Origin of the sequence: Brevibacillus sp. SIMBA_040, from assembly GCF_046535075.1 — a bacterium.
In the GTDB taxonomy this organism is placed as follows: domain Bacteria; phylum Bacillota; class Bacilli; order Brevibacillales; family Brevibacillaceae; genus Brevibacillus.
Window position 1 is genome coordinate 21,566 of sequence record NZ_JAWRXI010000018.1, and the last position, 25,941, is coordinate 47,506.

Sequence of the window (25,941 nt, forward strand, 5' to 3'; positions counted from 1 at the left end):
GAATGTTACGCGTGTACGAGCTCAGGAGACTGCAAATGAAGTGGTGGAGGAACTAACCAACCTTTTTCTTTTGTAATACGCAGTAGTCTAGCTCCTAATTGAGCTTTGGCAATATGGAACTGGCCGAAGATCATTCCAATGTCTTCTCGAATCGATTGTCCAATTAGTTGACTGCACGAAACCAAACCAGCCGCAATGTCCCTTGAAACACCGGCAGCAATCTCTGGATCCTGAAAACGGGCGCCTACAGGAATGCTTTCAAGATTTGCGATCGGACGGTCGGGTGGGGATGGAGGCAGGCCAACGCCATTTACTTTTAGTAATTCATCAATTTGTTGTATTTCTTGTTTCATGCTTTGTGTAAGGTCTTCCAGAAAGTTCTTCAAATCATTATCACCGGTATGGTTAATCAAAGTTTGATAACCAGCCAGTAAACCTTTTGTTACAGAAAGATAGCTCCATACTCCAAAGGCTTCGCCATAATGCAGAGGTTCATTTTGAGGATTACCAGATAAAATTCCCATTAACATCCTCCCACTGTTTAGTAAAGTTTTAATGTCCATACGGGTCTCCTTACCTTTGCGTTTTAACCCATTGATAAGGTTTACAAGGAGTGGGGGTATTATGAGGTTAATATTATCCAGTATAAGTGAAACGAGATTGCTTAAATAAAAAAACTGATTATTCATACCTAAAAACTTGGGATTATATGATATAATATTGTAATCTGATAATTCATGTAAGGGAGTGTAGAAAATGCCTGTCGAAACCTTTAGAGCCACCGCACATTTGCAAAAAGGGATGGTTGTGAAAGCCCGGTCCAGAGACTTTGAGCTGACGATTGATGAACCAAGAAGCTTGGGCGGAACAGATACCGCCATGAACCCTGTTGAAGTCGTCCTCTCCGCATTGGGAGCATGCCAATCGATTGTTGCCAGAGCTTATGCGGGCAAGTTTGATGTCCAGCTTGACGATTTTTGGGTGGAAGTAGAGGGCGAGCTCGATACAGATGGCTTTATGAATAAGTCGGATGTTCGGCGTGGCTATTCCGATATTCGATATACCTTCCACATCAAGACAGACGCTCCGAGAGAACGGGTAGAGGAATTCATTGCATTTTTGGAGAAGACATGCCCCGTTGGAGATACGATCGCAAATCCAGTCAATCTCAAGCTAAACGGGATTGTCATTGAAAAGTAACGGCACCTGCGTGGTGCTTTTCTTTTTGCGCGAAAAAAGGGAGGCAAGCTTAAAGCAGAGGGTCATCTTTATTCCTCGAATCATATACATGGTCAGTTGGATTTTCGTGTTTTAGGTCCATATGAACCTTGCGTTTGCTTCGTTTCAGAACGATATCAAAAATAACGCCAACTGCCATGAGTCCACCAAACATGAGAACGACCAAAACCCAGATCTGCATAAACAAGATACCTCCTATTTTTATTGGATGTGCATCGAGGTTGAGCGCATACCGATTTGACGTGCGAAATGGGAAAATGATACTTTCATCTTTAGAGTATAGGATCATGTGAGGAAATAATCATGCCATTTTGGAAAAGAGCAATGTTTTGGAGGATTGTGGGTTTATATTTGATCATTGTCTATGGAATCATGCGCATTGAGGTACTGGATCGTGCATTTCCTTTGTATTTTTTGCTTATACCCGCTTTGGGAGTTATTTGTTTATTTGTGTCTACTCGTTTCAAATAGAAGATTGATAAAAAGGAAAGCCAGCGAATAGGCGGTCTACGCCTACTCACTGGCTTTCTTGTATATTTGACCGTAATTATTCAACGGAACTTTTGCCAAACAGAACTTTATCCAGTCCCAGCATCGTGCTACCACTCACAGCAAGGGAGAGAAGAATTGCCAGCAATGCCAGCTCCAGCTCGTACCCTGCGCCGCTTTCGCCACCCATAAATCCGGCAGCCAGCTTTGCTTTAGTAATCGCTCCTACCATGACTACTGCCAATGCACCTGCGAAAATACGGGTACCCAAGCCGAGAATCAGGGCAAAACCACCAACAACCTCCAAAAAGGCTACAAGATAAGCAATAAATGCAGGAAGCCCCAAGCTGCCAAAGAAGCCCGCTACGTTGTCCAGACCCATTTGGAACTTAGCAATTCCGTGAATGACAAAAGTAATACCTGCTACCAAGCGTAAAATAAGGGCACTCCATTCAAAACGCATAGACATGTATCGTTACCTCCGATAGAATTAAAATCAGTAACAAAGTTACTTTTCGTTAGTAAGTATACAATAATAAGATCATATGTCAAGCGACTTCCCGAAATTTACAAACGATGGAAAGTGCAATTAATTAGGTAAGAAGTCATCATTCGTTTTGAAGGAATCAGGAAAGAGCGGTATACTGAAAGTAGAATGAGGTGATAGCTATGAAACAGTCTTCCCTCTGTCCGAAGTTTGAAAAGGGCATGCAATTGCTCGGTAAACGCTGGACAGGGCTCATCTTATACCAGTTGCTATCGGGTCCGCAGCGTTTTTGTGCGTTGGAGGGTGCCCTGCCGGTAAGCGGAAGGCTACTATCTGAACGGCTAAAGGATTTGGAGAAAGAAGGTCTTGTCCATCGGCAGGTGTTTACGGATTCTGCTCCAGTCCGGGTAGAGTATTCACTGACTGAGATGGGGCATGCTCTGGAACCAGTGATTAAAGGTATTGAAAACTGGTCACAGTCTTGGATCGAGCTAGATGCAGACGAAATGGCAGACAACAGCAAGGCAGATGAACATGAATAACCAAAAAAAGCATCAGGAGTATGCCTGAAGCTTGCCATTATGAAAACCCCTGGAGACAGGGGTTTTCTTTTGTTGGTGCGTTTTGTTGCTATTCTTGGCTGTTTTGGCGGGCTTTCCATCGTAGAAACTCAATATGTTTTTTAAGCTCTTCCAGTTCATTTGGAGATAATCCGTTGATGTCTAAAAAGGGGGCAGGCTCTTCGCGGACAGAGGCATGCTGCCAGAAGGGGATAGGGTTATCTGTCTTTCCATGAATAAAATCAGTAGATACCTCAAACAAATCGGCCACACTGGAAATCAAGTGAAAATCTACGCCTTTCTTCTCACCCGACTCGATTCGCGACAAGACGGTATTATGTATGCCCAGCTTTTCGGCCAATTGAATTTGGGACCACTCTTTCTTCTCTCGCAGCCACTTAATGCGTTGACCAACTATGGACATCGTAAGACCCACCTTTTTCGTTTTGGCAATTCCATTCTAACAATTTTCCAAAACGGAAAAAATACATTTGTTGAAATGACAAATATTGTATTGACTTTGTTGAAATGGAAAAGATATCATAATAACATAAATATTTGCTATTTCTACAAAAAGGAGAGAGTAGCAAATGGAACAAATTAATCTAACGTATATAGCCAAACGAAGAATGGAACAAGGACTGACTTTGCAGGAAATGGCAGAATCACTGGGCTTCAAAAATGCCTCTACCTACTTGAAGTATGAGAAAGGGAGCTACGATTTCAAAGCAAACCATTTGCCTGTACTGGCCAAAAAATTGAAATGCGGACTGCATGATCTGTTTATTTTCTCTATTTGCTAATTTTGCAAATGAATAACCAGAGAAGGAGTGAATCGATTGAATGCGCTGGATGCAAATAAGCGGCAATTGGAAATATGGAAAAAGACGTTAGATTATGAGATTGCAATGATGGCGCCGCAAAGCAAACCGGCATGCGATGATTTTCTTGACCGCTTAAGACAGTTTGAAAAAGAGCTGGAGCAGCACACACATCATACGTCCATGCTGATGCTAGGCTCCCAGAGGACTCAAACTAGCCATTTATAAATTCAAAGGTCAGATATTCACTCCGTATTCGGAGGACAAAATAAAAAAACCAGCTGGTACGGCAATTACCGTAACTGAGCTGGTTTCTACGTCTAGCGGTTTTTACAGCTTGGAAATTTCGTCCTTTAATAGTTCTGATTGTGTACCAAAGACTACTTGCACACTGCCTTGGCCAAGGCGCATGACTCCGGCAGCACCCAAATCTTTTAGTCCTTTTTCATTCACGACCTTGTCGTCCTTTAGAACAAGTCGCAAACGTGTAATGCACGCATCTACACTCACGATGTTTTCTTTGCCACCGATGTGAGTGAGCACCTTTTGAGCCTTATCCTGCAAGGTGCCTGCGCTGCCTGTGCTGGATGCTGCGATGTCGTCGTCTTCACGTCCTGGCGTCTTGATGTTCATTTTGACAATCAGAATACGGAACAGGAAGTAGTAAACGACAGCGAATGCCAGACCGATCGGAATGATGAGCCAAGCATTGGTTGACAGCGGAAAATTAAGTCCGTAGTCGATAAGTCCTGCAGAGAAGCCAAAGCCGTGCTTGATTCCCATCGATGTAACGATATAGCCGGAAATACCGGTCAATACCGCGTGAATAATGTAGAGCAGCGGAGCCGCAAACATGAATGCAAATTCCAATGGCTCGGTAATACCAGTCAGGAACGAGGCAAGAGCAGTACCGATAAAGACAGAAGCAATCGCCTTGCGCTTTTCCGGCTTGGCAGTATGAATAATAGCGAAAGCCGCTGCAGGCAGTGCGAACATCATGATCGGGAAGAAGCCCGTCATGAACATACCAGCTGATTTGTCACCGGCAAAGAATCGATTCAGGTCGCCGTGTACGACTTTTCCTGCTGTATCGGTAAAATCACCGATTTGGAACCAGGCAATCGCATTGAGCACGTGATGCAGACCAAATGGAATGAGCAGACGGTTAAAGAATCCGAAGAGACCTGAGCCAACCGCGCCGAGTCCTACAATCCAGTTACCCATGCTGGTGAGACCTTCTTGAATTGGCCCCCAGATGATCCCGAAAAATAATCCGATGATAACCATACTGAGCGATGTAATAATCGGAACGAAGCGTTTGCCCCCAAAGAAGCCCAACCACTCTGGCAATTTAATATTGTGATATTTGTTATAGCAGTAAGCTGCTACTCCACCGGCAAGAATCCCACCAAGAACTCCCATGTTCAGCTTTGCATCATCCGCGATAAAAGGCATCGCTGCAGGCACTTTGGACAGCACAGCAGTGAGAACCATGTAAGCAATAACCGCCGCGAGAGCAGCTACGGCATCTCCCGCAAGTCCAATGGCAACACCGACGGCGAAGATTAGGGATAAGTTATCGAAAATAGCAGATCCACCGGCGAGCAGGAAAGGCGCAATGTACTGGTTCAGGAATCCACCAACAGTAGAGCCTAGTTGAAACTCGGTTTCGTAGTTGATGGCGCCAAAGCGGAGCAACAGCGCTGCAGCTGGCAATGTAGCAACCGGGAGCATGAGAGCTTTCCCGATCTTTTGCAGAAAGGCGAGCATAGGAAAAACCTCCTTAGAATGAGATGTATATCAAAAAGCCGCTCTCCACTAGGAATGTAGGGAGAAAATGATGAAGGAGCAGGAGAGGACTATTCTGATCAATTTTTATGAAATCACTTACAAGTGGTCGGTGACAAAACCAATTATTCGGTTTCGTCCTTTAAAAATTGAACGACGTCTTCTACGGTAGAAAGGGTTAGTGCGTGCGCCGCCAGCTGTTTTGCCTGCTCGAGAGTAGTCGAGCGAATGCGCTCCTTCACCTTCGGCATGACTGACGCAGCACCACTGAACTCATCCAGCCCCAATCCTAAAAGAAGCTTTGTCGATAACGGATCACCAGCCATTTCCCCGCAAAGTCCAGTCCAGATACCTGCGCGGTGAGACGCTTCAATAACGGTTGAAATCAGGCGCAAAACGGCTGGATGGTAGTAGCTGTACAGATCGGCGATTTCTGCGTTCATCCGATCGACAGCCAGTGTATATTGGACCAAATCATTGGTGCCGATGCTGAAAAATTGTACTTCTTTTGCAAAGGCATCTGCCTGTAAGCATGCCCCGGGAATTTCCATCATCATGCCGACTGCAATGTTTTCATCAAAGGAAATGCCTTCTTCACGAAGCTCAGACTTAGCCTGCTCTAGCATCTCTTTGGCTTCACGCAGCTGCTCCAAATGGGAAATCATCGGAAACATAATCAGTAATTGCCCAAATGAACTCGCGCGTAAGAGAGCGCGTAGCTGTACCCGGAATAAGGCAGGGCGGGCCAGAGAGATTCGGATCGCCCGGAAACCGAGAAACGGATTTTCCTCCTGTGCGAGCGCGAGCGCAGGCAAGTGTTTATCGCCACCAACGTCTAATGTGCGGATGACGACGGGCTTGTTGTCAAAGGTAGATGCGACGCGCTTGTATGCCTGAAATTGCTCTTCTTCGTCGGGAAGGCTGCTTCGATCCATAAACAAGAACTCAGAGCGGAACAAACCAATCCCTTCTATGCCCGATTCAACAAGAGCGTCCGCTTCTTCAGGAACGGCCATGTTCGCCACGAGCTGGACGCGATGTCCGTCGAGTGTTTCAGCAGGAAGGTCTCTCATGGCTCGTAAGCTTGACGCTCAGCTGCTTCGAGCGCTGCTTTCTCTTGATAGCGGGAAAGGGTATCGCGATCAGGCCGGGTATACAGCTCACCTGTTGCTCCATCCAGAATCAGCAAGCCACCTGACTCAACCTCTGCCATAAGCTGTTCACCTACACCCATGACCGCAGGGATGCCGAGCGAGCGAGCCAGAATAGCTGCATGAGAGGTTGCTCCACCTTTTGCCGTAACGATTCCACGGACGTTTTGAATGGGAAGCTGCAAGGTCTCGGTGGGTGTGATGTGCAGGCAACCAATATGAATGGCTCCTCCGGAAAGGAGATGGAGGAATCTTCCCCTGACAGGTTGCGGACGAGTCGACGGCTGACATCGCGTATGTCATCAGCGCGCTCACGCATATAGTCATCGTCCATGCTCTCAAACAAGCTGATAAACTGTTCGGCGACCTGCCCAACAGCAGCAGCAGCGCCGATAGACTGGCTCTCGATCAGTGACTTCATTTCCCCGACAAATGCCGGGTCCTCCAAAAAAGCCAGATGAGCGGAAAGTATAGCTGCTTTCTCTGGACCCAATTGCAGGTTCGTCTGCTCTTGCAGCTGGTCTAGCTGAGCACGTGTTTGCTCTATGCTTTGGTCAAATTGCTCCAGCTCTCGTGCGACGTCTACTGGTGCATCCACTGGCTTTTGCGCGGTGGGCGCACTTTGTGTCAGGCGTACTGCTGGTGCAATGGAAATGCCATGAGAAACGGGAATTCCTGTTAACATGAACGATTCACCTTCCCTCTATCAGGAGCTTGCGTGAAACATTTGCTGAATAGCCAGGGCTACATGCTGCTCATCCGAGCCCTCGATTTGGACTGTGAGGTGATCACCCTGTGCGACACCTAATGTCATGATGCCAAGAATACTGCGGCCATCCGCTTGTTTATCTCCCTTGTTCACGGTGATTTTCGATTGGGATTGGGCTGACAGGTTAACTAAAAGAGCGGCTGGACGAGCATGAAGCCCACCCTCGACCATTACCGTTACCTGAAATTCAATCATGCGCTACCTCCTTTATGACCTGTGGCATGCAAGCATCTATTTTAAAACGACGGTCATGAGCGGCTCTTGCCCTGCCTGCACCGTTGTTTTGGCGACAATGTTTTTTTCTGCTACCAAATCCCCGTTTGTAATAACGATAGGAGTGACAATCGGGCATCCGGCTTCCTGAAGAACACCTGTGTCGAACTGAATCAATTTATCACCAGCTTTGATCTGGTCACCTACTGCAACAAAGGGGGTAAAGCCCTGACCTTTCAGCTTGACGGTATCAATTCCGATGTGCATCAAAATCTCCAGCCCGCTATCCGCTGTCAGTCCAATTGCGTGATGAGTGGGGAAGAGATGTGTGACCTTACCATCAATTGGTGAAAGTAGTAGTCCTTCAGTTGGCAAAATCGCAACGCCGTCACCGACTACTTGTTGGGCGAAGACAGGGTCGGGTACCTCGGAAAGAGGCACAACTGTACCGGTTAATGGAGCTAGAAAAGATACTTCTTGTTGTTGTTTTTTACGGGAAAATAAGCTGCGTAACATAATTTCCTCCTTTTGCGTCTGAACGAAAATAGGCATGAGACGGCAAATACATACGACATACTTACTATGTCCGTATGATCTCACCGCTCATGCCTAGTCGAACTAGTAACACGCAGGATTAAGTTGTATTTAGGATTGTTGGGATAAGCGATACACATGTAAAGCCATGTATCCGACCTCGTCCTCCGGTACGGTTACCTCGAGACGGGAAGAGATATAGGAAGCTAGCTCAGAGGCAAGCTCGTATGCTTCGGGAATCGTTGTTTTGACTCGGTCCAAAAGTGGATTGATAATCGACTTTTGTTGCCGAATTCGTTCTACGGCAAACCGCAGATGAGTAATGAGGCGAACGTAATCGACGGTACTTCTTTCGATGGTTTTTCCCGTTCGTTGCTCAATTATATTCACCAGTTCACTGATGATGTTGGTGAACTGAACGGCCTTTTTCACAGGCACGTAGCTGATTGCAGAATGAATATGCAGAGCAAGAAAGCCGATTTCACTGTCAGGAATGTCCAGCGCAAACGCCTTTTTGATCATTTCCGCTGCCCGTTTTGCCAGTGCGTACTCTTTCGTGTACAGGGTCTGGATCTCAAACAGGAATGGATTCACGATCTCCATGCCAGTGTTCAATCGATAGATAGCGAACTGGATATGGTCAGGCAAGGCTACGTGGACGTGTTCGTTCAATTGTGGCGTGATTTCAGTGGCAATCAGAGCAATGATTTCTTCCGCGATTCCCACAACGGCTGGGTCGACTTGACTGAGCAACGTTTGATACTGCTTCTGATGACTTTCATTTTCCAATCTGAAACGCTTCTCCACACGTTGGTCATGGGCAGGAATGATGTTCCCGGGTTTTGTGCTGAATCCGATTCCTTTTCCGAATAGCACAATCTCCTGTTTGGAGCCAGGCTCCTCCACAAGTACGACGTTGTGGTTTAACACACGCGTGATCGTATATGTTTTCTCCTGTTCATGGGACAACCAATTCCACCACCTTTAGACAAAAAAGAGCCGAAAAAACCTTTTTATCAATAAAAAGATCTTCTCGGCTCATGCCTGCATCATCAGTAACACGCCGTGTGAAAGCGCTTCAATTATTGCTTATCATAGCTGACGTCTTGTATATTGTCAATCACCAAGGTGATTAAAAAGTTGGAACTTTTTAGGGAGCGGATAACGTTCTATGTTGAAATGGTAACTGAATATGACCAAGAAGATCGCAGGTGAGCACGTCACCATACAGTTTGGAGGATCGGATTGGGCAGGAGTTAAACAGGTCAGTCCCGAATAGGTGATCGAGCATGTCCGTACTTCGTCTAAAACAAAGCGGGCGGATGCAATAGAGCATTCCGCCTGATGCTTTTTTACTTGGGTAATCGTCATTCGTTCGTTTACTTTGTAAATTTGTCCGCAATCGTCGAGGCACAGAAAGAATTCGGTTTGATCTCTGCCCGAAAATGATTAGTTTCCGCTAAGCTCAACAGAGATTGGATAAACTTACGGGTAGGACCGTTTTTACCGATGTCAAAATGAAGCCGAATCGGGGTATCATGATTACGCTCACGAAGATATTCGCGGACTTCACTTGCCAGCCCGACTGCGTACATCGCCTCTTGGAAAATACGCTGCTGAAGCGATGAGTATCGTCGTTCCTGGAACTTGTGATAAAAGAACGTGCCTCCGTGTCCAGCACGAATAATCGTAATGACAAGGGCAAAAAACGTCCCACGACTTTTTAGCTGTGAATCGGCTCCCACGATAATCTCGAACGGACCTGACAGAGTCGATATCGTTTGTTCAATGTGGGAGAATACGTCCTCCTTGGCCAGTAGCCCTCTAGTCGGACTGTGAAAGCAATCAAACAAGGTGCTTGCTGAGGTTAAGCCCACTCACATCCCTCCAAATAGAGGCTGTCTATCGATTACATAGAACTTCCGTACATCATTAATGTATGTAATCTCGCAGAGAGTATGTGAGCAGGTTCGGACAAAAACTTCGTCAATCAACGATATCTGCAATAAAAAAGGGCTTTGTTGTGGAAGAAGCGTCCTATAAGGTTGGTGCTTCCATGCCAAATGAAGCCCAGTCTTCAAGGGTTGGACCATAGATACCAGGTACTTTTAAACCTGCTTGACGCATGAGGACAGTCATTTGTCCGCGATGGTGAATCATGTGATGAATCAAAATTTGCAAGGTCACACCATTGGGCCATTGATCACCATACATATCTGATTCCTCTTGCAGGGTGCTGTCTTTCCATTGATCGCGCAAAGCTTGAACCATTGCTTCGCTTGTTTTTGTCCATGCGGCACTGATTTCTTGTGCGGTATTAGGGATGGGAGAATCAGGCTCTGCCCCTGCAAATTGCAGCCCAGTGCGAGTGAGCATCTCGTGGACCGACGTAACGACATGCCAGGCAAGACGTCCCAACGTTCTGTGGTCGCTCGTCACGCTTTGTTGCAGAGACGCATCTGTACATGCATCCAAAATTTGTTGGGTATTCCTGGCTTCAACCTCCCACAGCTTTACGAATGACTCAATGGTAGTGAACATGCATAACCCTCCTAATAGGTAATAAGAACATTTGTTCTATATTATACACGAAAGAAATAAGATTTATCCAGCACAACTTGTAAAAAATTTGCAGGAGGTTTTTCACCATGATGAATGAGTATCTTCCACAAGTAAAAGAACATCGCCACGCAGGTCATGAAATTGATCCTGTGTTTTTAAATCGTTGGTCGCCGCGTTCTTACAAATCGGACTCGATTCCCGATGAAGTCCTCAACAGCATCTTTGAAGCAGCACGTTGGGCGCCGTCTGCAAGCAATGAGCAGCCATGGCGGTTTATCGTTGCCCGCACGGAAGAAGACAAGCAACGCTTTTATCCATTTATCGCGGATGGAAATCGCATTTGGTGCGAAAAGGCTCCAGTGCTGGTTCTGATAGTCTCCAAAACGATGGGTTCCCGTGGTACGCACAATCGTGCGCATGCGTTTGATGCAGGGACTGCCTGGGGCTACTTGGCACTGGAAGCGACCAGACAAGGCTTGGTTACACATGCAATGGGAGGATTTGACCCGGAAAAAGCGCGAGAAGTGCTGGGAATTCCTGAAGATTATGAGGCGCATGCCGTGATTGCCATAGGCTATCAAGGAGAAAAAGAAGCGTTGTCTGAAGCGATGCAGGAGCGGGAAAAGCCATCGAGCCGCCGCGATCTGTCTGAAACAGTGTTTGAAGGAGTATTTGCTAAAAAGTGATGTCATCGGTCGAACACGAGAAGTTTATGATGGCCGCTATCGAAGAGGCCGGGAAGGCAGCGGTAATCGGTGAGGTTCCGATCGGAGCGGTCATTGTGCGCAACGGGGAAATCGTAGGAAGAGGGTATAACTTGCGCGAAACGCAAAAAGACCCCACCTTGCACGCGGAAATGATCGCGATCCGTGAAGCTAGCGAAAAACTGGGTGGCTGGCGACTAATCGGGTGTACCTTATACGTGACGCTTGAGCCGTGTCCGATGTGCGCAGGCGCGATCGTACAGAGTAGGATCGAGCAGGTCGTATACGGTGCTCGCGATCCAAAGGCTGGCTGTGCCGGGACATTGATGAACCTTTTAGAAGAGCCGCGCTTTAACCATCAGGTTCCTGTTATAGAAGGGGTACTTGCAGAGGAATGCGCACAGCTGCTCAAGGATTTCTTTCGCGGTTTACGAAAAAAGCGACAACAAGCACAGGACTAACCTGAACAAAAGGAAAGCCGCTCGGGACAAGCATGGCGTACCCGGCGGCTTTTTTTCGCTTATTTATTTACATTTTGCAGCATGTCCAGCTCTTCTTCCGTCAGTTCCCGGTATTCACCTGGCTTCAATGACGGATCGAGGTGGAGAGGACCCATGCGAACGCGCTGCAAATAGGTGACCTGCAATCCAAAAGCGGCAAACATCCGCTTTACCTGATGGAACTTTCCTTCCATAATCGTCACTCGAATTTCGGAAGTCTCGCCCGAAGACAGAATCTCCAGCTTGGCTGGCAGCGTAGTAAAGTCCTCCAGCTCAACCCCTTTGGCAAACGCTTGAACATGCTCTTCTGTTACCCGGCCATCGATACCCGCGAAGTATTCCTTGTCGACTTTCTTTTTCGGTGAGAGCAGACTATGCGATAGCTGACCATCGTTGGTCAACAATAAGAGACCTTCTGTATCAATGTCCAACCTGCCAACAGGATGTACCTTGATTGCCCATTCATAAGGCAGTAAATCGACAACCGTTTCATGGACATTGTCCTCGGTTGCAGAAACCACCCCAGGTGGCTTATTCAGGAGCACATAGACCCAACGCTTGAAATTGAGCGGCTCTCCGTCCACAACGATATCCTGTTCATCTGCAATCACATGCATGCCTGGATCAGTAGCGACCACGCCCTCAACTACGACCAAGCCTTGCTTTACCAGTACCTTCACTTCCTTGCGCGTGCCTAATCCCATGTTGGCCAGCACTTTGTCCAAACGTTCTCGTTTCATGTATGTTCCTCGCTTTTCGTCTTTTAAGCCAAAACGGTCATGACCATTTTTGTACATTGATACTAGTTTGGCCTAATCCAACACGCAAATCAAGTGGAACGCAGATGACCAAAGTCTTGCACTTTTGATGACGATTTGCTATAGTAAGTAATGTTTCTGACAAACTACTATGGAGAGATACCCAAGTGGTCATAAGGGGACGCACTCGAAATGCGTTAGGCGTCGTGAGGCGTGCGTGGGTTCGAATCCCACTCTCTCCGCTTAAAAAAGGAAAAGCATAACGTTGCTGTATTAGCGACGTTATGCTTTTTATTATGTTAAAAAACCATTTCGATTACAAAACACGCCTGGCTCCTTCAAACCGTTGCTCCCAGGAAGTCCCGCGGAACTTGGTAGTAGTTACACCAGGGCGTCCATACGTATGCAGCAGAGTGTTGTTGCCGGCATAAATGGCAACGTGAGTGATTCGGGGAGAGGCGCTGCCATAGCTTCGGAAGAAAACGAGGTCGCCTTTTTTAAGCCGACCCTTTGATACGTGCTTGCCGACCTTGGACTGTTGGCGAGAGTCACGAGGTAGCTTGATTCCTACCTGCTTGAACACACGCTGGGTAAAGGAAGAGCAATCGAACGTTCGGGTCGTGTTTTTACTTGAGCCGAATTTGTACGGTACACCTTTGTAGCGTAATCCGGTCGAAATCACCTGGCTTGCTTTATTCGCTTGTGAGCTGGCGCTTTTGGCAGTCGCTTTAGCAGCAAATGTATCTGCTTGTGTGGCATTCAGCTGATTATTGTTCTTTTTCTTCTTTTTAGCTGTCTTAGACGCCTCATTGGCTTTTTTCTTTTTGGTTGCTTTGTTTTGAGTATTCCCACTATTTTGGGCGTGCGAATTGTTCTTGGTGATTTCTTGATTCTTTTGCTTTTTCTTCTTCTTTTTCTTCGTTTTTTTCTGCTGTTTTTGCTCGGTTTGTGACTTGTGGCTTTTTTCTTTTGCCGCATAGGCTTGTCCACCTACACCGAATAAGAGAGAAGTACCTATGAGAATCGCTAATACCGTGTTGGTTGTACCTTTCCAGTTTCGTTTTATCATCATTTTCCTCCTCCTAGCTGTGATCTTATTGCTAGATTATTTGCTCTTATTACATCCTACAGATCAAAACTAAGATTCCCGGTAGAATTTCATTAGAGTTTCATGAGAAGACTGTTGGTAAGATCTTCACTTTTTCTCAAGTATCGGAGTGATCTACATGTCAGGAGCAGATACCAAAGGGCATGTCCTCATCGTAGAGGATGAAAAAAATTTGGCCCGGTATTTACAGCTGGAGCTGGAGAATGAGGGATTTACGACGGATGTCGTATACGATGGACCCGCAGGGCTGGCAAAGGCTTATGAAAACGTACACGACCTGATTTTATTGGACATCATGCTGCCTGAGCTGTCGGGGATTGAGGTATGCAGGCGTGTCAGAGAGGTAAGCCAGATCCCGATTATTATGATTACGGCCCGTGGTGAGGTTCCTGATATTGTGACTGGGCTCGATAGTGGCGCCAATGATTATGTGACCAAGCCGTTTTCGATCGAAGAGCTGTTTGCTCGTATCAGGGCCCAATTGCGGAGAAAGGAGACAAAAGGAAATCAGGACCTTCTTATCGGTGATCTGCGAATCTTACCGAGCGCTAGGCGTGTATTCAAAGCGGACGAAGAAATCTTACTCACTCCACGGGAATTTGACCTGTTAAATTTCCTGGTGCAGCACAAGGAGCAGGCGGTTTCGCGCGAGCAAATTTTGTCCTCTGTATGGGGATTCGACTTTATGGGGAATACAAACGTAGTTGATGTATACATCCGTTATTTGCGAAACAAAATGGAAGATGGCTCATCGATCAAGCTTATTCATACCGTAAGAGGAATTGGGTATACGCTGCGAGAATAGTACCTGCTTTTATCTCGTTAAATAGGTGATCGCGTTGTTATTACATCGAAGATACTCCCTGAAATGGAGACTTACCTTTTTATTTACCACTGGCATGCTTGTCTTGCTGCTTTTTCTTACGGTGTTTATTTTTTGGAGTACGTCCAATCTCGTTTATCAGCACGAACAGCAGCTCCTCAATCAAAAGGCTGTAGCTATCGCCTCGGACGTCACAACTGAGATTACAGAGGATTCCACGCTCGATATTTCGTATTTGTCACGGCTGCTGATGAACTACTCAGACAGTAATCAATCAATCACACTCATTGATGTTCAAAATGGAAAGAAGCTGGCATCGATTGTAGGAGCCAACTGGAACAAGGAACCGGACGACTTTTATGAAAGAATCCTGGTTGCCGAAGAATCTGTGCGCTTGCCATCACCAGCCCATCCAATGCTTGTCCAGATAAGTGAATCGACGTCAGCGCTCAAATGGTACTTTACGATTTTATTCATGATTCTACTGCTGTCTTCCTCAATAACGCTTGCTCTTTCAGGGGTGGGCGGCTACTTTTTGAGCAAGTGGGGTCTTAGACCACTGGATCAGCTTATTATGCAGATCCACTCGATTTCTCCGCAGCGTCTATCGCAACGAATCCATCATTATAACGTGGAAACGGAAATATACGAGCTGATTCATGCCTTCAACCTGCTCATGGATCGCATGGAGGAAGCACTCGTATCTCAGCAACGGTTTGTAACCGACGCCTCACATGAATTACGTACACCGCTGACCATTATCGAAGGATATGTCAGCCTGCTGCAAAGATGGGGAAAGCATAAGCCTGAGATTAGGGACGAGGCACTCTTCGCGCTGAGCCAGGAGTGTGACCGGCTATCACGATTAATCGAGGATCTGCTCTCACTAGCCAAGCTGCAGGATGCACCTCAGATGAGCTCGCACAAAACGATTCAGTCGCTGATTCCACTGCTGCTTGAAGTAAAGCAGGCGTGGCTTCCCGTTTATCCGGCACAGATCGAGCTGTCCTTTGAATGGGCGGAACCGCTGTTTTTGTACATGGATCGGGAAAGAATGAGGCAATTGCTCGATATACTGTTGGATAATGCCCGCAAATACACCGATCGGGGACAAGTAGAGGTAAGGGCATATAGTGATGAGAAATGGGTGCATATTACGATTGAGGATACGGGGATAGGTATACAGGAGAGCGAGATTCCTCATCTTTTCAAGCGATTTTATCGGGTAGACAAATCGCGCAACCGGATAAGAGGTGGGAACGGAATTGGGCTCGCGATCGCGCAATCGATCATCACTGACCATCAGGGAATGATTACAATCAGTTCTTCCTCACAAGGCGGGACAACAGTACATGTCCAGTTGAGCAAAGCATCCCATACACAAAAGGATTGAATCCCCAGTTAGGGAAGATGTATTGACAGAGTGATCATCCGACTATATTATATACCTATAGGGGTATTAGTATTAGGTTGATTTTGCTACTCAAAAGGAGGAAAATAAAATGGCAGATATCACAGTGGATACAAAAGGACTGGCATGTCCAATGCCGATCGTCAAAGCGAAAAAAGCGTTGGATAGTCTTGAGTCAGGTCAAACGATGGAAGTATTGTCTACGGACAAAGGCTCTTTGAATGACTTTACGGCGTGGGTGAAGCAAACCCAGAATGAAATGATTTCCCATGAGGAAGAGAACGGTGTATACAAATTTCTCGTGAAAAAGGGATAAAAAAATAAGCGAACAACTGATGCAGTGTTCGCTTATTCCCGATTTTCATAGACGATCCGGACGCCTAGCGGGGAGTAGGTTTCTTCTCTATAATGACCATTTGGACATTGCTTGGTGCAATGAAGGGAATCGACTTTTGTATGCAACGGCTCTTTACATGTCGGGCAACGATGCTGAAAAATGGATTTCAGATAACGGAGCATGGGATATCACCTTATTCTGATTAATTTACTTGGTTTTATTTTACCTGACGTTTCATCATTTGAGAAGTAGTCTACATGTTCTCATGTGCAAGAAGATGAGAAGGCAGGGAGGATTTATGGGTTTTGACTTATTTTTCTTGATGGTTGCTTTAGGCTTTATCGGCTCCTTCTTCTCCGGCTTGCTCGGAATAGGCGGGGCGATAATCAACTACCCTTTGCTACTGTTTATACCTGCTTTGCTCGGTGTAGCTCACTTTACCGCACAAGAGGTGTCCTCGATCTCCATGTTTCAGGTGTTTTTTGCATCCTTGTCGGGTGTTCTTGCCTTTCGCAAACGGAACGGAAAAGGGTCTGCACTCATTCATAAAGGCCTCGTGAGGGATATGGGTGCCAGTATTTTGATTGGGAGCTTGCTGGGTGGCTTCATTTCTACATTTTTGTCGAGTGAAAGCATTAATCTCGTTTACGGGATTTTAGCAATAGTAGCAGTCGTCTTAATGCTCATAAAAAACAAAGGAAGCGATGAAGCAGAAGGAGAGATTGTGTTCAGTCGTGTGATTGCGATTGTTTCTGCTTTCAGTGTCGGGATCGTCTCTGGTGTTGTAGGAGCGGGCGGAGCTTTTATCCTGATTCCAATCATGCTCACCGTTCTTAAAATTCCTACACGGGTTACGATTGCTTCCTCCCTTGCCATCGTATTCATATCCGCTGTTGGTGGTGTATTAGGGAAGCTGACTACGGGACATATTCCGGTTTTGCCCGTTATGTTTACGGTAATAGGGAGCGTGCTAGGTGCGCCGCTGGGTAGCCGCGTCAGCGCAAAAATCGATGTTAAGTATCTTCGGTATGGCCTGATTGTTTTGATCTGTGCGACGGCGATCAAGATTTGGAGTGATATCCTGTAAAGAGAAGGAGCTTTTCATTGCAAGAGCTCTTTGCGTCTATTTTAATACCTATAGTGGTATAAGTATATTGAGGGAGGTCTCAAAATGGATACGCAAAAAGAAAAAACAACGATTGTCCTGTTTAGTGGGGATTTAGATAAAGCAATTGCTGCATTTATCATTGCGAATGGTGCCGCTGCCTACGATCATGACGTTACGATTTTCTTTACCTTTTGGGGATTGAATACGATGCGAAAGGATGAGCTCGTCAACGTCAAAAAAGGCTTTCTGGAAAAGGCGTTTGGTTGGATGATGCCTAGAGGCGCAAAAAAGCTGGGCTTGTCCAAAATGAACATGATGGGCATGGGGCCAGAAATGATCAAGCACGTCATGAAAAAGCACAATGTGCTGTCACTTCCGCAGCTGATCGAGCTGGCACAAGAGCAAGGGGTCAAACTGGTAGCCTGCACAATGACCATGGATCTTTTAGGATTAAAGCAGGAGGAATTGCTGGATGGCATGGAATATGCGGGCGTAGCTGCTTATTTGGGAGATGCCACACAAGCAAAAGTAAATCTATTTATTTAATTAACACTTGCTCACTTCCCTGTAGCTTGACAAAGCTCGGCTATCGCATAATATACCTGTATACGTATGCGTGATGTGAAACAGGAGGAATTCACATGGAGTACAACTATGGTGAAGATATTAAGAGACGTTTGAAGAGAATTGAAGGGCAGGTTCGTGGCGTGTTGAAGATGATGGACGAGCAGAAAAACTGCAAAGAGGTTGTTGCGCAGCTATCAGCAGTTCGAAACGCTTCAGACAGAGCAATCGCCCAGATCGTGGCTGAAAATCTTCAGCGTTGTTTGCTGGAAGAACAAGTAGCGGGCAGAGACACTGGCAAGATGGTAAAAGAGGCTGTAGAGCTACTCGTGAAAAGCCGCTAATTTTAGATGGGAAAGGGTGTTCACATGGAGTTCTCTACGATTCTTATCATCATTGCTTATGCATTGATTACGTGGTATCTGGTTTCCCGTTTCCTTCCTGTAAAAGGCTTGGAGACACTACGAGCAGATCAATTCAAGGAACGCGTGAATCAAAAAAGCAAGGTGCTGCTCATCGATGTGCGCGAGCCGCATGAATTCAAGACAGGTCACATTCCTACGGCGATTAACATTCCTTTGTCCCAGTTAAACAGTCGGGTAAAGGAAATCTCTACAAAGAACGACATCTTGCTCTACTGCCGCAGCGGAATGCGCAGCAAGCAGGCTGCCAAAATACTAAAAAAACATGGCGTACAGAAAATGGCGCACCTGCAAGGCGGTATCACAGCATGGTCAGGGCCAACAAAAAAGAAATAAGAAATGGATTGTCGGCTACTCCTAGGTGTTCAAGCATCTAGAGTAGCCGCTATTTTTTTAGCTTGACTTTTTCATGTGTTGTAACTATTATGATTACAACGGGTCGATTGGTTAGTCGCCTATTATTTTTTGAATGGGATGTAACCTCTCTTGTTACAACTGAATTTAGGTACTTCAAATCGCTTGTTGCAAAAGAAGTGTTCATAACCAAGCAGAAACGAACAAATCATATATGACGGAGGGAAAACAAATGAAAATCGGAATTGTAGGAGCTAGTGGCAAAGCAGGACAATTAATTATGAAGGAAGCGTTGGATCGTGGCCATCAGGTTACCGCGATTGTACGCGATGCATCCAAAATCAGCGAACCAAACGTAGCTGTACTGAAAAAAGATGTGTTTTCATTGACAGCGGCCGATCTCAGCGGATTTGATGCTGTGGTTAACGCATTCGGCGCGCCAGCAGGAAAAGAACATCTTCATGTCGAGGCAGGTAATGCTTTGATCGAAGCAATGAAAGGTGCTCCTACTACCAGATTGCTTGTTGTAGGTGGCGCGGGCAGCCTATTTGTAGACGAAGCAAAAACGACACGCGTGCTCGAAACTCCTGATTTTCCTAAGGAGTACCTGGCAACAGCGCAAAACCAGGGTGAGAACCTGCGCATCCTGCAAGAAACAAACGGCATTCAGTGGACTTTTATCAGCCCATCTGCTTTCTTTGACCCAGCTGGTGAAAGAACAGGCGCATACCAATTGGGTAAAGATCACTTGCTGGTGAACGCAAGCGGTCAAAGCTACGTCAGCTATGCTGACTATGCGATTGCGGTTCTGGATGAGATCGAAAATCCAAAGCATCGTAACGAGCGTTTCACGGTAGGCTCCAAATAAAAAGCTGATTAACAAAAAGACCAGTATCGCAATTTGCGAACTGGTCTTTTTTCCTGTTTTTTTCAATTTGGGCAGGAAGTTCTTATCTCACCAACGAACCGATAATCGGATAATGGAACGGGCGCCCTTGCAACGAGTATAAAATACCCTTGATTGGATAGTAGATCGCCATCAGCCCGAAAACGATCAAGAATGGGATCCCAATAATCACGAAGGAAAGTGCCCAGGAGATACTGACTAAAATCCCCATAAACAGATGAAACAACAGAGCTTGCAATGCCATATTTTTTGCTTCACGGTCAGCCATCAAAAGCCAGACAATGAGAGGCACCAGAAAAGGTGCGAAAAATGCGCTGGCATGAGTAATCGCTTTTACTCCTCGATAATCCATAATAAGTCCTCCTCGTTTTATGAACGGTTCAATGATTGATCTTATTGTAACGTACTTGTGGGGTGAACCAAAACCATCAAAAGCGTGATTTTGGATCAGCCTTGAGACGGAGGAATTTTGAAATGGAATCCATTACTGTTATGATTAGATAACTTACTAGAAAACCTGGTTTTTAAATTCTTATCAATAATTAAGAAAATCTTTTGCCTTTTGACACGTAATACTATATAGATATCCGTTACAATACAAAACAAGACGTAAGTGAAGGGAGCGACCAATAGATGATGATAGATTGTCATCAACCGCTTGGAATCAAAGAGCGGCTGACGTTTTTCTATAATTTCTTGCAGGCGCCAGGGCAAGTCGGGAGTATTACGCCTAGCTCCCGCGCCTTAGCTAAACAAATGATGAAGCCGATTGACTGGGAAAAAGCAAATACAATTGTAGAATTGGGTGCAGGAACGGGAATATTCACCAAATGGATTCAGGAGATGAAACGTCCTGATGCGACGTTGGTTTCTTTTGAGAAGGAAACCACAATGAGAAACAGGCTGGAGCCTCTTTTTCCGAATGTCCTCTTTCACGAGGATGCCGTAGATTTGGGGCGAGTTCTGTCTGAGGCTGGCTTGGGAAAGGCAGACTGTATTATATCTGGGCTGCCGTTTGCTAATTTCCCGCAAGCGCTGCGCGATCAGATCATGGAGCAGGTCGTCACTACACTGAAGCCTGGAGGCGTATTTGTCGCATTTCAATACTCCTTGCAAATGAAAAAGCAGCTTTTATCAGTGTTCGATAGCGTATCAGTAAAAATGGTTCCATTCAATGTACCGCCTGCTTTTGTTTACGTCTGTCACAAGGCATAACGGTAGGAGGATAGTCAATAATGATAGTGGAAATGCTGACCGAGTCAGTGGGCCAGTTTGGGTATTTTGCTCTTTTTTTTACTTTGTGGCTTGGTATTGTTGGGATGCCGATTCCAGATGAGGTTATCGTCCTGTCAGCAGGCGTTTTGACCTCAATGAATATTTTAGAGATTCTTCCTGCTTTCATCGCTACGTATTTGGGGGTAGTTTCCGGCTTGTCACTGGGGTACGTCCTGGGAAGAATGCTGGGAGCACCTGCTCTGAACTGGATCGGGCGAAAAAAGGGAATGAGCAAATACGTGCAGCAGGCACAGTCTCTTTTGGAGAAATACGGGAGCTATGCGCTGTGCATCAGTTATTTTTTGCCCGTTGTCCGACATGTTGTCCCTTATCTCGTGGGAATCGGAAAAATGACGTTTCGCCGTTACGCGGCTTTTTCCTATACGACAGGGCTTGTGTGGACCTTGATCCTGTTTTTTGCCGGACATTTCATGGGAAATAATGTAGCGAATCTGAATGCATTCCTAAGCATGTTCAACCAAGGCTTGGTAGTAGGGATTGCGGTCTTGGTGCTCGTGGCGGGTGCAAGTATATATGGATATAAGGTCTGGAAAAGAAAAAGAGTCTCTGTTTTATCAACAAAGACTCTAGTAAATGAAAATGAACGAAGTGAATAAAGCAAGGATCGATACCAAAGAGAATCTTCTGCTGCGGCGGAAGATTTTTTTTGTCTTTTCATAGATAGCCTTATAATAGATGGGAGTGAGAGGAGAGAAAGAGAGAGTGGCAACGAAAAAACAATTACTCTGGGCAGATTTGTCGCTGTTTATCATTGCAGTGGCCTGGGGATATACCTTTATTTTGAGCAAGGATTTGCTGCTGGAGATTACACCGTTTTATTTTCTGGGAACGCGGTTCCTCCTGGCGGCATTGATCCTTCTTCCGTTTCTTTGGAAAAGGGTGAGAAACTTTGGGCGTGATGTATGGGTGCAAGGAGCGCTATGCGGTGTGGTACTCTGTGCTGCGTTTACTTTGCAGCTCTTGGGCATTGATCGAACGACCCCGGGCAAGGCTGGTGTCATTACCGGAACGAATGTAGTCCTAGTCCCCTTCCTGTACTTCTTGTGGCGGCGAAAAGCCGTGGGTAAGGGAGCGATCATTGGAAGCATCTTGGCTTTCATCGGACTCGTTTGCCTGTCTGGAGATGGGGAGTGGACCGGGCTCTCCTTGGGAGACATGCTGGTTTTTCTGTGTGCGATCTTTTTTGCCATGCACATTTTGATGGTCGATCGTGTCTATGAAAAAAATGCGAATATAGACACCCTGGGCTTCGTGATGATCCAGCTGCTGGTGGTTGGACTCATCGATTTGGGCATTGCGATTTTTACTGAGCCGATTCCAGGGCCGCTCAGCTCCTATGGATGGTTTGCCTATTTATTTGATTGCTTGGTGGGAACTCTGCTCGCGTATGTAGTCCAGATCAAGGCCCAGCAATTCACCACGCCCGTCCATGTCAGCATACTGCTCTCACTTGAGGCTGTTTTTGCGTTTTTCTTTTCGTGGATGCTTTGGGGGGAGCCAGTAACCGCTGTAGTGTTGACCGGCGTGTTTCTGATGCTGGCAGGAATATACGTAACAGAGCTCAGTAGCCAGGATACGTGAGTGTGTAAGCAAGTCAGGAAAGCGACGTTTTTTGTCGTTTTCCTCGCTTGCGCATGAGCTCGGGCAAGATGATTCCGATCAAAATAACGATGACGCCAGTGACTTGCAGCAGGGAAACGGATTCATGCAGGATGATGAATGAAGAAAAAACGGCCATAGGCAGCTCGGCAGCACCTAAAATGGCAGCCATTCCTGCTCCTGTGTGAGGAACACCAAAATTGAAGCAAACGGTCGGAATGAGAATGCCAAAAAAGGCAAGCAAGAACACATAGGGGAAAAGTCCATCCCACAAAACACCGTTCCAAATAAACACGGGTGGATAAATGCATGCAACGAGTAAGAATGACCCAGTCGCCATGCCTGAGCTGCGAATCCATGGGTTTACGATGACCGCCGCTTTTCCACTGAAGAGGATAAATGATGTGTAAGCAACAGCAGCCAGTAATCCGAAAATGACACCGATGAAGTTAAACTGTGCCAGACCTCCCGTTTCCAACAAGCCTCCCGCCAAGATGGTACCGACTAGCAGCAGTCCGAGGGAGGTCAGCGTTTGTTTGTTGGGAAGCTGGCGGGAAATCACCGCTTCTGCCAGGACCCCCATCCATGTAAATTGGAATAACAGGACAATGGCGATGGAAGCGGGTATATACTGCAGCGCATTGTAATAGAAAACGCCCGTAGAGCCGACGGCCAAACCTACTGCCACAAGCAGAAGCAGTTGCCGTCTATTTGGCTTGGTCCGCAAAAAGAAGAGAGCGGGAAGCCAGGTAAGCAAAAAACCGAAAAACATCTGACCGCCAATCACTTCTGCTGGAGAGTACCCTTGCGCATAGGCGAGTTTTACGATGGTCGATAAAATACCGTAGCTGCATGCCCCTAAAAAGACCAGTAGTATGTATCTCATATCATGTATCTCCTTACATACAGCATTTTTTGTCTTAGCTAGGATAATACGCGTTCTCATGTTTGTCTATGTATCCAAAAAAAACATGGCTGATAAAAACAGAGGTTTACCTTTTCTTTTAGCGCGGAAATAGGGAAGTGACACGTGATTGCATCTGTTACTTCTTTATCCCTGCAGCGCGAAAAGGAAGGGGGGAGACTAGTGCTTTTAAAACTAAAAGACCGATTATTCGCAACATTCCTGTTGCTAAGCCTGCTCCCGATTTTGTTTATTTGCTTTCTCTTCTACAAAGAAGCGCAAGAGGCGGTGTATGGACAATATGAAACAAGCATAGGAACGCATTTAAACCTGATTGATGAAAAGCTGATCTTCTTTTTTCGGGACATGCAAAAGGAAACCAGCCTTCTCGCTGTTGATCCCGTTTTAAAGGCCGCAGGTAGTCTCTCTGACGTGAATTCGGTGAGAAGTGTTTTTTTACATTTTGCCCATGCCCATGAAGCCGTAGGGAATATTCATTTGCTACGAGACGACCTCAGCACTTTTTCGATGAGGGAGGAGCCGGGATGGGATAGCAAGAGTCAACGTCCATTTTGGCTGAACCCGGAAGATATCGGTCTCAAAGACGGTCAAGTATGGCTGTACAGCCGTTTGGATCAAATGAATAATCAAAAATCGATGTTTGTTTCACAGCGAGTAAGCGATAACCAAGGGAAATCTTTAGGGATTTTGTTAGTAGAGATTAAATTGGATTTATTGGCAAACTGGCTTAAAACAAACATATTACATACGCATAAAGAATTGATGGTAATCTCACCTACTGGGAAAATTTTAATTCATTCTGACCAAGCCAAGCTGGGGAAACAGGTTCAAGATCTGTCTGAATACGACAACTTGAGCAGGTCATTGAAGGCTTCCCCAGAGGGAGAGGTTTTTTCCTTTCGTGAGAACGGAAAGCTGGTATACGCCTTCCTCCAGGTTTCACCCACCAGTGGCAACGTGTACGTAGAGTGGCTGCCGGGAGATGATATTACTAACCGTTTAGATCGCCTTCACCTCATTTTGCTTTGTATCATTTTTTTAATTGTTGGGTTTTCCGCATATGTGGCCCACAGACTTTCCCATTGGGTAAGCAAGCCGATTTATACGTTGGTACAAGCAACAGATGTATTATTGAAGGGTGACTTTTCTGTACGTGTTCCGATTCATGGGATGGAAGAAATAACGCTTCTGGAGCGAAAATTTAATCACATGGCAGAACAGCTGCACATTCTGATTGGTCGTGAGCGAGAATATCTGCAAAAAGAATTGGACCAAATCGTAAGCAGCTTTTATCTAGCAGTAGAAATGAAGGACCCTTACACGGCAGGACATACGGAGCGGGTCACCCATTACGCACTCATTATTTATGATCATATGGACCCGGTGGATTGCCAAACGTTTTCGCGTGATGATCTTCGCTATGCCAGCTTGATGCATGATATCGGAAAAGTGGCGATCCCTGATGATGTTCTCCTGAAAAACGGGAGACTGACAGAAGAGGAGTATGAGCGTATGAAGCAGCATTCCTCGATAGGCGCCGACATCGTAGAACAGATCGAGAGCCTGGCTCATGTCAGTCCCGGTGTCAGACACCACCATGAGCGCTGGGATGGATTCGGCTATCCAGACCGCTTGAAGGGAGAAGAAATTCCCCTGATCGGGCGCATTCTTGCTGTTGCTGATACGTTTGATGCGATGACGTCTACACGTTCTTATCGAAAGGCAATGACTGCTACTGAAGCCTACGAAGAAATTTTACGCGGCTCTCAATCACAGTTTGATCCGAAAATCGTCAAGGTATTTCAGCAAGCGTATGACAAAGGCGCGTTCCAGGTAAAGCAGCGAGATTGAAGTAGAGGCTGAAGCCTGTAATGTGGGGTGCAGGATGCTTTTCCCTCCATTGGATGCGTTTTCGCCTTGCTATCGTTTCATATCTTTGGTATTCTAATTCTACCGTGCTAGACGGGGAGGTTGCGGTGCCCTGTAACCTGCAATCCGCAATAGCAGGGTTGAATTCCTATCCTAGGTTTTCTTATGTGAGGCTGCCTTATGGCGGCGGTGTTGAGGAGCGGGTCCTGTGCAACGCGAACCCATGAACCTGGTCAGGTCCGGAAGGAAGCAGCCATAAGTGGATCATCGCGTGTGCCGCAGGGTAGCCTGTTCTGAGCTGCTACCATAAGTAACGCTTGGATGAGAATTATCGAAGATAGGTGCACGGTACTTCTATACGAACGTATAAATAGCATGTTTCCTAACGGGAGCATGCTATTTTTTATTTATTCATACAACAAAAAATGGAAACATTGACTGTGCCAATACGTCTGATAAAGCGAAGAATATTAATCGAGCTAATCATTTTTTGTTGATTTTTGGCGATAACTAGCGAAACATTTCCACGTGTTTATGGTCTTGTAAGGGCAGGTTTTACGCACTTTTTCACGAAATTTTCATTATGGTAGAAGTATTCACATCTATATGGTTTCACACTTAAAGTACGTCATAGGCCAGGGGG

General features: G+C 46.1%; 32 protein-coding genes, 1 tRNA gene, 1 other RNA gene and 1 pseudogene. 20 read left to right on the forward strand and 15 right to left on the reverse strand.

Features of this window, described 5'->3' with window-relative positions; all coding sequences use genetic code 11:
- Nucleotides 1-5: 5 nt before the first annotated feature.
- Nucleotides 6-563, reverse strand: coding sequence for a DUF3231 family protein (locus SB752_RS24700; protein ID WP_410718161.1), 558 nt, complete (start codon nucleotides 561-563; stop codon nucleotides 6-8).
- A 193-nt stretch (nucleotides 564-756) separates the two neighbouring features.
- Here SB752_RS24700 and SB752_RS24705 point away from each other — a divergent pair, with 193 nt between their 5' ends.
- Entirely contained in the window at nucleotides 757-1,200 is a 444-nt protein-coding gene (locus tag SB752_RS24705) for an OsmC family protein (RefSeq protein ID WP_103109869.1), read from the forward strand.
- 49 nt (nucleotides 1,201-1,249) lie between these two features.
- On the opposite strand, the gene SB752_RS24710 is transcribed toward SB752_RS24705, so the two are convergent.
- Together SB752_RS24710 and SB752_RS24715 are read right to left on the reverse strand one after the other, a co-directional pair.
- The gene (locus SB752_RS24710) at nucleotides 1,250-1,420 is read right to left on the reverse strand and encodes a hypothetical protein (protein WP_410718162.1); all 171 of its coding nucleotides are present in this window, start codon (nucleotides 1,418-1,420) and stop codon (nucleotides 1,250-1,252) included.
- Nucleotides 1,421-1,786: 366 nt separating this feature from the next.
- Nucleotides 1,787-2,197 carry a DoxX family protein gene (locus SB752_RS24715; protein WP_410718163.1) on the reverse strand — a complete coding sequence of 137 codons (411 nt, stop codon included), beginning with the start codon at nucleotides 2,195-2,197 and terminating at the stop codon, nucleotides 1,787-1,789.
- A gap of 200 nt (nucleotides 2,198-2,397) precedes the next feature.
- On the opposite strand from SB752_RS24715, the gene SB752_RS24720 reads away from it, so the two are divergent.
- Nucleotides 2,398-2,757, forward strand: coding sequence for a winged helix-turn-helix transcriptional regulator (locus SB752_RS24720; protein ID WP_410718164.1), 360 nt, complete (start codon nucleotides 2,398-2,400; stop codon nucleotides 2,755-2,757).
- 88 nt (nucleotides 2,758-2,845) lie between these two features.
- Here the strand turns inward: SB752_RS24720 and SB752_RS24725 are convergent, their stop codons facing one another.
- Nucleotides 2,846-3,199 carry a helix-turn-helix domain-containing protein gene (locus tag SB752_RS24725; protein WP_410718165.1) on the reverse strand — a complete coding sequence of 118 codons (354 nt, stop codon included), beginning with the start codon at nucleotides 3,197-3,199 and terminating at the stop codon, nucleotides 2,846-2,848.
- 166 nt (nucleotides 3,200-3,365) lie between these two features.
- Here SB752_RS24725 and SB752_RS24730 point away from each other — a divergent pair, with 166 nt between their 5' ends.
- Both SB752_RS24730 and SB752_RS24735 read left to right on the forward strand, forming a co-directional pair.
- The gene (locus SB752_RS24730; protein WP_410718166.1) at nucleotides 3,366-3,578 is read left to right on the forward strand and encodes a helix-turn-helix domain-containing protein; all 213 of its coding nucleotides are present in this window, start codon (nucleotides 3,366-3,368) and stop codon (nucleotides 3,576-3,578) included.
- 36 nt (nucleotides 3,579-3,614) lie between these two features.
- Nucleotides 3,615-3,824, forward strand: a complete 210-nt coding sequence (locus SB752_RS24735) for a hypothetical protein (protein ID WP_410718167.1) — start codon at nucleotides 3,615-3,617, stop codon at nucleotides 3,822-3,824.
- Nucleotides 3,825-3,926: 102 nt separating this feature from the next.
- Here SB752_RS24735 and nagE read toward each other — a convergent pair whose 3' ends face one another.
- The 7 genes and pseudogenes from nagE to SB752_RS24770 form a co-directional block, all read right to left on the reverse strand.
- Entirely contained in the window at nucleotides 3,927-5,366 is a 1,440-nt protein-coding gene (nagE, locus tag SB752_RS24740; protein ID WP_410718168.1) for an N-acetylglucosamine-specific PTS transporter subunit IIBC, read from the reverse strand.
- A 143-nt stretch (nucleotides 5,367-5,509) separates the two neighbouring features.
- Nucleotides 5,510-7,220, reverse strand: a pseudogene (ptsP, locus tag SB752_RS24745) (phosphoenolpyruvate--protein phosphotransferase).
- 21 nt (nucleotides 7,221-7,241) lie between these two features.
- Nucleotides 7,242-7,499, reverse strand: coding sequence for an HPr family phosphocarrier protein (locus SB752_RS24750; protein ID WP_410718169.1), 258 nt, complete (start codon nucleotides 7,497-7,499; stop codon nucleotides 7,242-7,244).
- Nucleotides 7,500-7,535: 36 nt separating this feature from the next.
- Nucleotides 7,536-8,033 carry a PTS sugar transporter subunit IIA gene (locus SB752_RS24755; RefSeq protein WP_410718170.1) on the reverse strand — a complete coding sequence of 166 codons (498 nt, stop codon included), beginning with the start codon at nucleotides 8,031-8,033 and terminating at the stop codon, nucleotides 7,536-7,538.
- A 129-nt stretch (nucleotides 8,034-8,162) separates the two neighbouring features.
- The gene (gene glcT / locus SB752_RS24760) at nucleotides 8,163-9,020 is read right to left on the reverse strand and encodes a glucose PTS transporter transcription antiterminator GlcT (protein WP_410718171.1); all 858 of its coding nucleotides are present in this window, start codon (nucleotides 9,018-9,020) and stop codon (nucleotides 8,163-8,165) included.
- Between the two features lie 410 nt (nucleotides 9,021-9,430).
- The gene (locus SB752_RS24765; protein WP_410718172.1) at nucleotides 9,431-9,928 is read right to left on the reverse strand and encodes a ribonuclease H-like YkuK family protein; all 498 of its coding nucleotides are present in this window, start codon (nucleotides 9,926-9,928) and stop codon (nucleotides 9,431-9,433) included.
- A gap of 160 nt (nucleotides 9,929-10,088) precedes the next feature.
- Nucleotides 10,089-10,592 (reverse strand): DinB family protein, encoded by a 504-nt coding sequence (locus tag SB752_RS24770; protein WP_410718173.1) that lies wholly within the window; start codon nucleotides 10,590-10,592, stop codon nucleotides 10,089-10,091.
- 110 nt (nucleotides 10,593-10,702) lie between these two features.
- On the opposite strand from SB752_RS24770, the gene SB752_RS24775 reads away from it, so the two are divergent.
- Together SB752_RS24775 and tadA are read left to right on the forward strand one after the other, a co-directional pair.
- Nucleotides 10,703-11,299: a nitroreductase family protein gene (locus SB752_RS24775; protein WP_410718249.1), complete on the forward strand. Its 597-nt coding sequence runs from the start codon at nucleotides 10,703-10,705 to the stop codon at nucleotides 11,297-11,299.
- Nucleotides 11,299-11,778 carry a tRNA adenosine(34) deaminase TadA gene (gene tadA, locus SB752_RS24780; RefSeq protein WP_410718250.1) on the forward strand — a complete coding sequence of 160 codons (480 nt, stop codon included), beginning with the start codon at nucleotides 11,299-11,301 and terminating at the stop codon, nucleotides 11,776-11,778. The genes SB752_RS24775 and tadA overlap by 1 nt, the downstream gene beginning before the upstream one ends.
- A 59-nt stretch (nucleotides 11,779-11,837) precedes the next feature.
- Here tadA and SB752_RS24785 read toward each other — a convergent pair whose 3' ends face one another.
- The gene (locus tag SB752_RS24785) at nucleotides 11,838-12,557 is read right to left on the reverse strand and encodes a pseudouridine synthase (protein WP_410718174.1); all 720 of its coding nucleotides are present in this window, start codon (nucleotides 12,555-12,557) and stop codon (nucleotides 11,838-11,840) included.
- A gap of 171 nt (nucleotides 12,558-12,728) precedes the next feature.
- Between SB752_RS24785 and SB752_RS24790 the strand changes: the two genes are divergently transcribed.
- A tRNA-Ser gene (locus SB752_RS24790) sits at nucleotides 12,729-12,817 on the forward strand.
- A 74-nt stretch (nucleotides 12,818-12,891) separates the two neighbouring features.
- Here SB752_RS24790 and SB752_RS24795 read toward each other — a convergent pair.
- A complete protein-coding gene (locus SB752_RS24795) occupies nucleotides 12,892-13,644 on the reverse strand; it encodes a C40 family peptidase (RefSeq protein WP_410718251.1) in 753 nt (250 codons plus the stop codon).
- 157 nt (nucleotides 13,645-13,801) lie between these two features.
- Between SB752_RS24795 and SB752_RS24800 the strand changes: the two genes are divergently transcribed.
- The 8 genes from SB752_RS24800 (at nucleotide 13,802) to SB752_RS24835 (ending at nucleotide 19,570) form a co-directional block, all read left to right on the forward strand.
- Complete coding sequence (locus SB752_RS24800; protein WP_410718175.1) at nucleotides 13,802-14,488, forward strand: response regulator transcription factor; 687 nt, start codon at nucleotides 13,802-13,804, stop codon at nucleotides 14,486-14,488.
- Nucleotides 14,489-14,522: 34 nt separating this feature from the next.
- Nucleotides 14,523-15,899, forward strand: a complete 1,377-nt coding sequence (locus SB752_RS24805) for a sensor histidine kinase (protein WP_410718176.1) — start codon at nucleotides 14,523-14,525, stop codon at nucleotides 15,897-15,899.
- Between the two features lie 109 nt (nucleotides 15,900-16,008).
- On the forward strand, nucleotides 16,009-16,233 hold the full coding sequence (locus SB752_RS24810; protein WP_410718177.1) for a sulfurtransferase TusA family protein: 225 nt from the start codon (nucleotides 16,009-16,011) through the stop codon (nucleotides 16,231-16,233).
- Nucleotides 16,234-16,552: 319 nt separating this feature from the next.
- Nucleotides 16,553-17,341 (forward strand): sulfite exporter TauE/SafE family protein, encoded by a 789-nt coding sequence (locus SB752_RS24815; RefSeq protein ID WP_410718178.1) that lies wholly within the window; start codon nucleotides 16,553-16,555, stop codon nucleotides 17,339-17,341.
- Between the two features lie 84 nt (nucleotides 17,342-17,425).
- Nucleotides 17,426-17,908 (forward strand): DsrE/DsrF/DrsH-like family protein, encoded by a 483-nt coding sequence (locus SB752_RS24820; protein WP_410718179.1) that lies wholly within the window; start codon nucleotides 17,426-17,428, stop codon nucleotides 17,906-17,908.
- Between the two features lie 95 nt (nucleotides 17,909-18,003).
- The gene (locus tag SB752_RS24825; RefSeq protein ID WP_410718180.1) at nucleotides 18,004-18,270 is read left to right on the forward strand and encodes a metal-sensitive transcriptional regulator; all 267 of its coding nucleotides are present in this window, start codon (nucleotides 18,004-18,006) and stop codon (nucleotides 18,268-18,270) included.
- Between the two features lie 24 nt (nucleotides 18,271-18,294).
- Nucleotides 18,295-18,684, forward strand: a complete 390-nt coding sequence (locus tag SB752_RS24830) for a rhodanese-like domain-containing protein (RefSeq protein WP_410718181.1) — start codon at nucleotides 18,295-18,297, stop codon at nucleotides 18,682-18,684.
- A 250-nt stretch (nucleotides 18,685-18,934) separates the two neighbouring features.
- Nucleotides 18,935-19,570 carry an NAD(P)-dependent oxidoreductase gene (locus SB752_RS24835; RefSeq protein ID WP_410718182.1) on the forward strand — a complete coding sequence of 212 codons (636 nt, stop codon included), beginning with the start codon at nucleotides 18,935-18,937 and terminating at the stop codon, nucleotides 19,568-19,570.
- Between the two features lie 82 nt (nucleotides 19,571-19,652).
- Here SB752_RS24835 and SB752_RS24840 read toward each other — a convergent pair whose 3' ends face one another.
- On the reverse strand, nucleotides 19,653-19,961 hold the full coding sequence (locus tag SB752_RS24840; RefSeq protein ID WP_213025550.1) for a DUF4870 domain-containing protein: 309 nt from the start codon (nucleotides 19,959-19,961) through the stop codon (nucleotides 19,653-19,655).
- 281 nt (nucleotides 19,962-20,242) lie between these two features.
- Between SB752_RS24840 and SB752_RS24845 the strand changes: the two genes are divergently transcribed.
- The 3 genes from SB752_RS24845 (at nucleotide 20,243) to SB752_RS24855 (ending at nucleotide 22,486) form a co-directional block, all read left to right on the forward strand.
- Nucleotides 20,243-20,824, forward strand: a complete 582-nt coding sequence (locus tag SB752_RS24845) for a class I SAM-dependent methyltransferase (RefSeq protein WP_410718183.1) — start codon at nucleotides 20,243-20,245, stop codon at nucleotides 20,822-20,824.
- Between the two features lie 20 nt (nucleotides 20,825-20,844).
- A complete protein-coding gene (locus tag SB752_RS24850; protein ID WP_410718184.1) occupies nucleotides 20,845-21,501 on the forward strand; it encodes a DedA family protein in 657 nt (218 codons plus the stop codon).
- A 106-nt stretch (nucleotides 21,502-21,607) separates the two neighbouring features.
- Nucleotides 21,608-22,486: a DMT family transporter gene (locus SB752_RS24855; RefSeq protein WP_410718185.1), complete on the forward strand. Its 879-nt coding sequence runs from the start codon at nucleotides 21,608-21,610 to the stop codon at nucleotides 22,484-22,486.
- 13 nt (nucleotides 22,487-22,499) lie between these two features.
- On the opposite strand, the gene SB752_RS24860 is transcribed toward SB752_RS24855, so the two are convergent.
- Nucleotides 22,500-23,390, reverse strand: a complete 891-nt coding sequence (locus SB752_RS24860) for an EamA family transporter (RefSeq protein WP_410718186.1) — start codon at nucleotides 23,388-23,390, stop codon at nucleotides 22,500-22,502.
- A gap of 201 nt (nucleotides 23,391-23,591) precedes the next feature.
- Between SB752_RS24860 and SB752_RS24865 the strand changes: the two genes are divergently transcribed.
- The gene (locus SB752_RS24865) at nucleotides 23,592-25,280 is read left to right on the forward strand and encodes an HD domain-containing phosphohydrolase (RefSeq protein ID WP_410718187.1); all 1,689 of its coding nucleotides are present in this window, start codon (nucleotides 23,592-23,594) and stop codon (nucleotides 25,278-25,280) included.
- 102 nt (nucleotides 25,281-25,382) lie between these two features.
- An RNA gene (ffs, locus tag SB752_RS24870) (signal recognition particle sRNA large type) lies at nucleotides 25,383-25,647 on the forward strand.
- The last annotated feature ends 294 nt before the right edge of the window (nucleotides 25,648-25,941 follow it).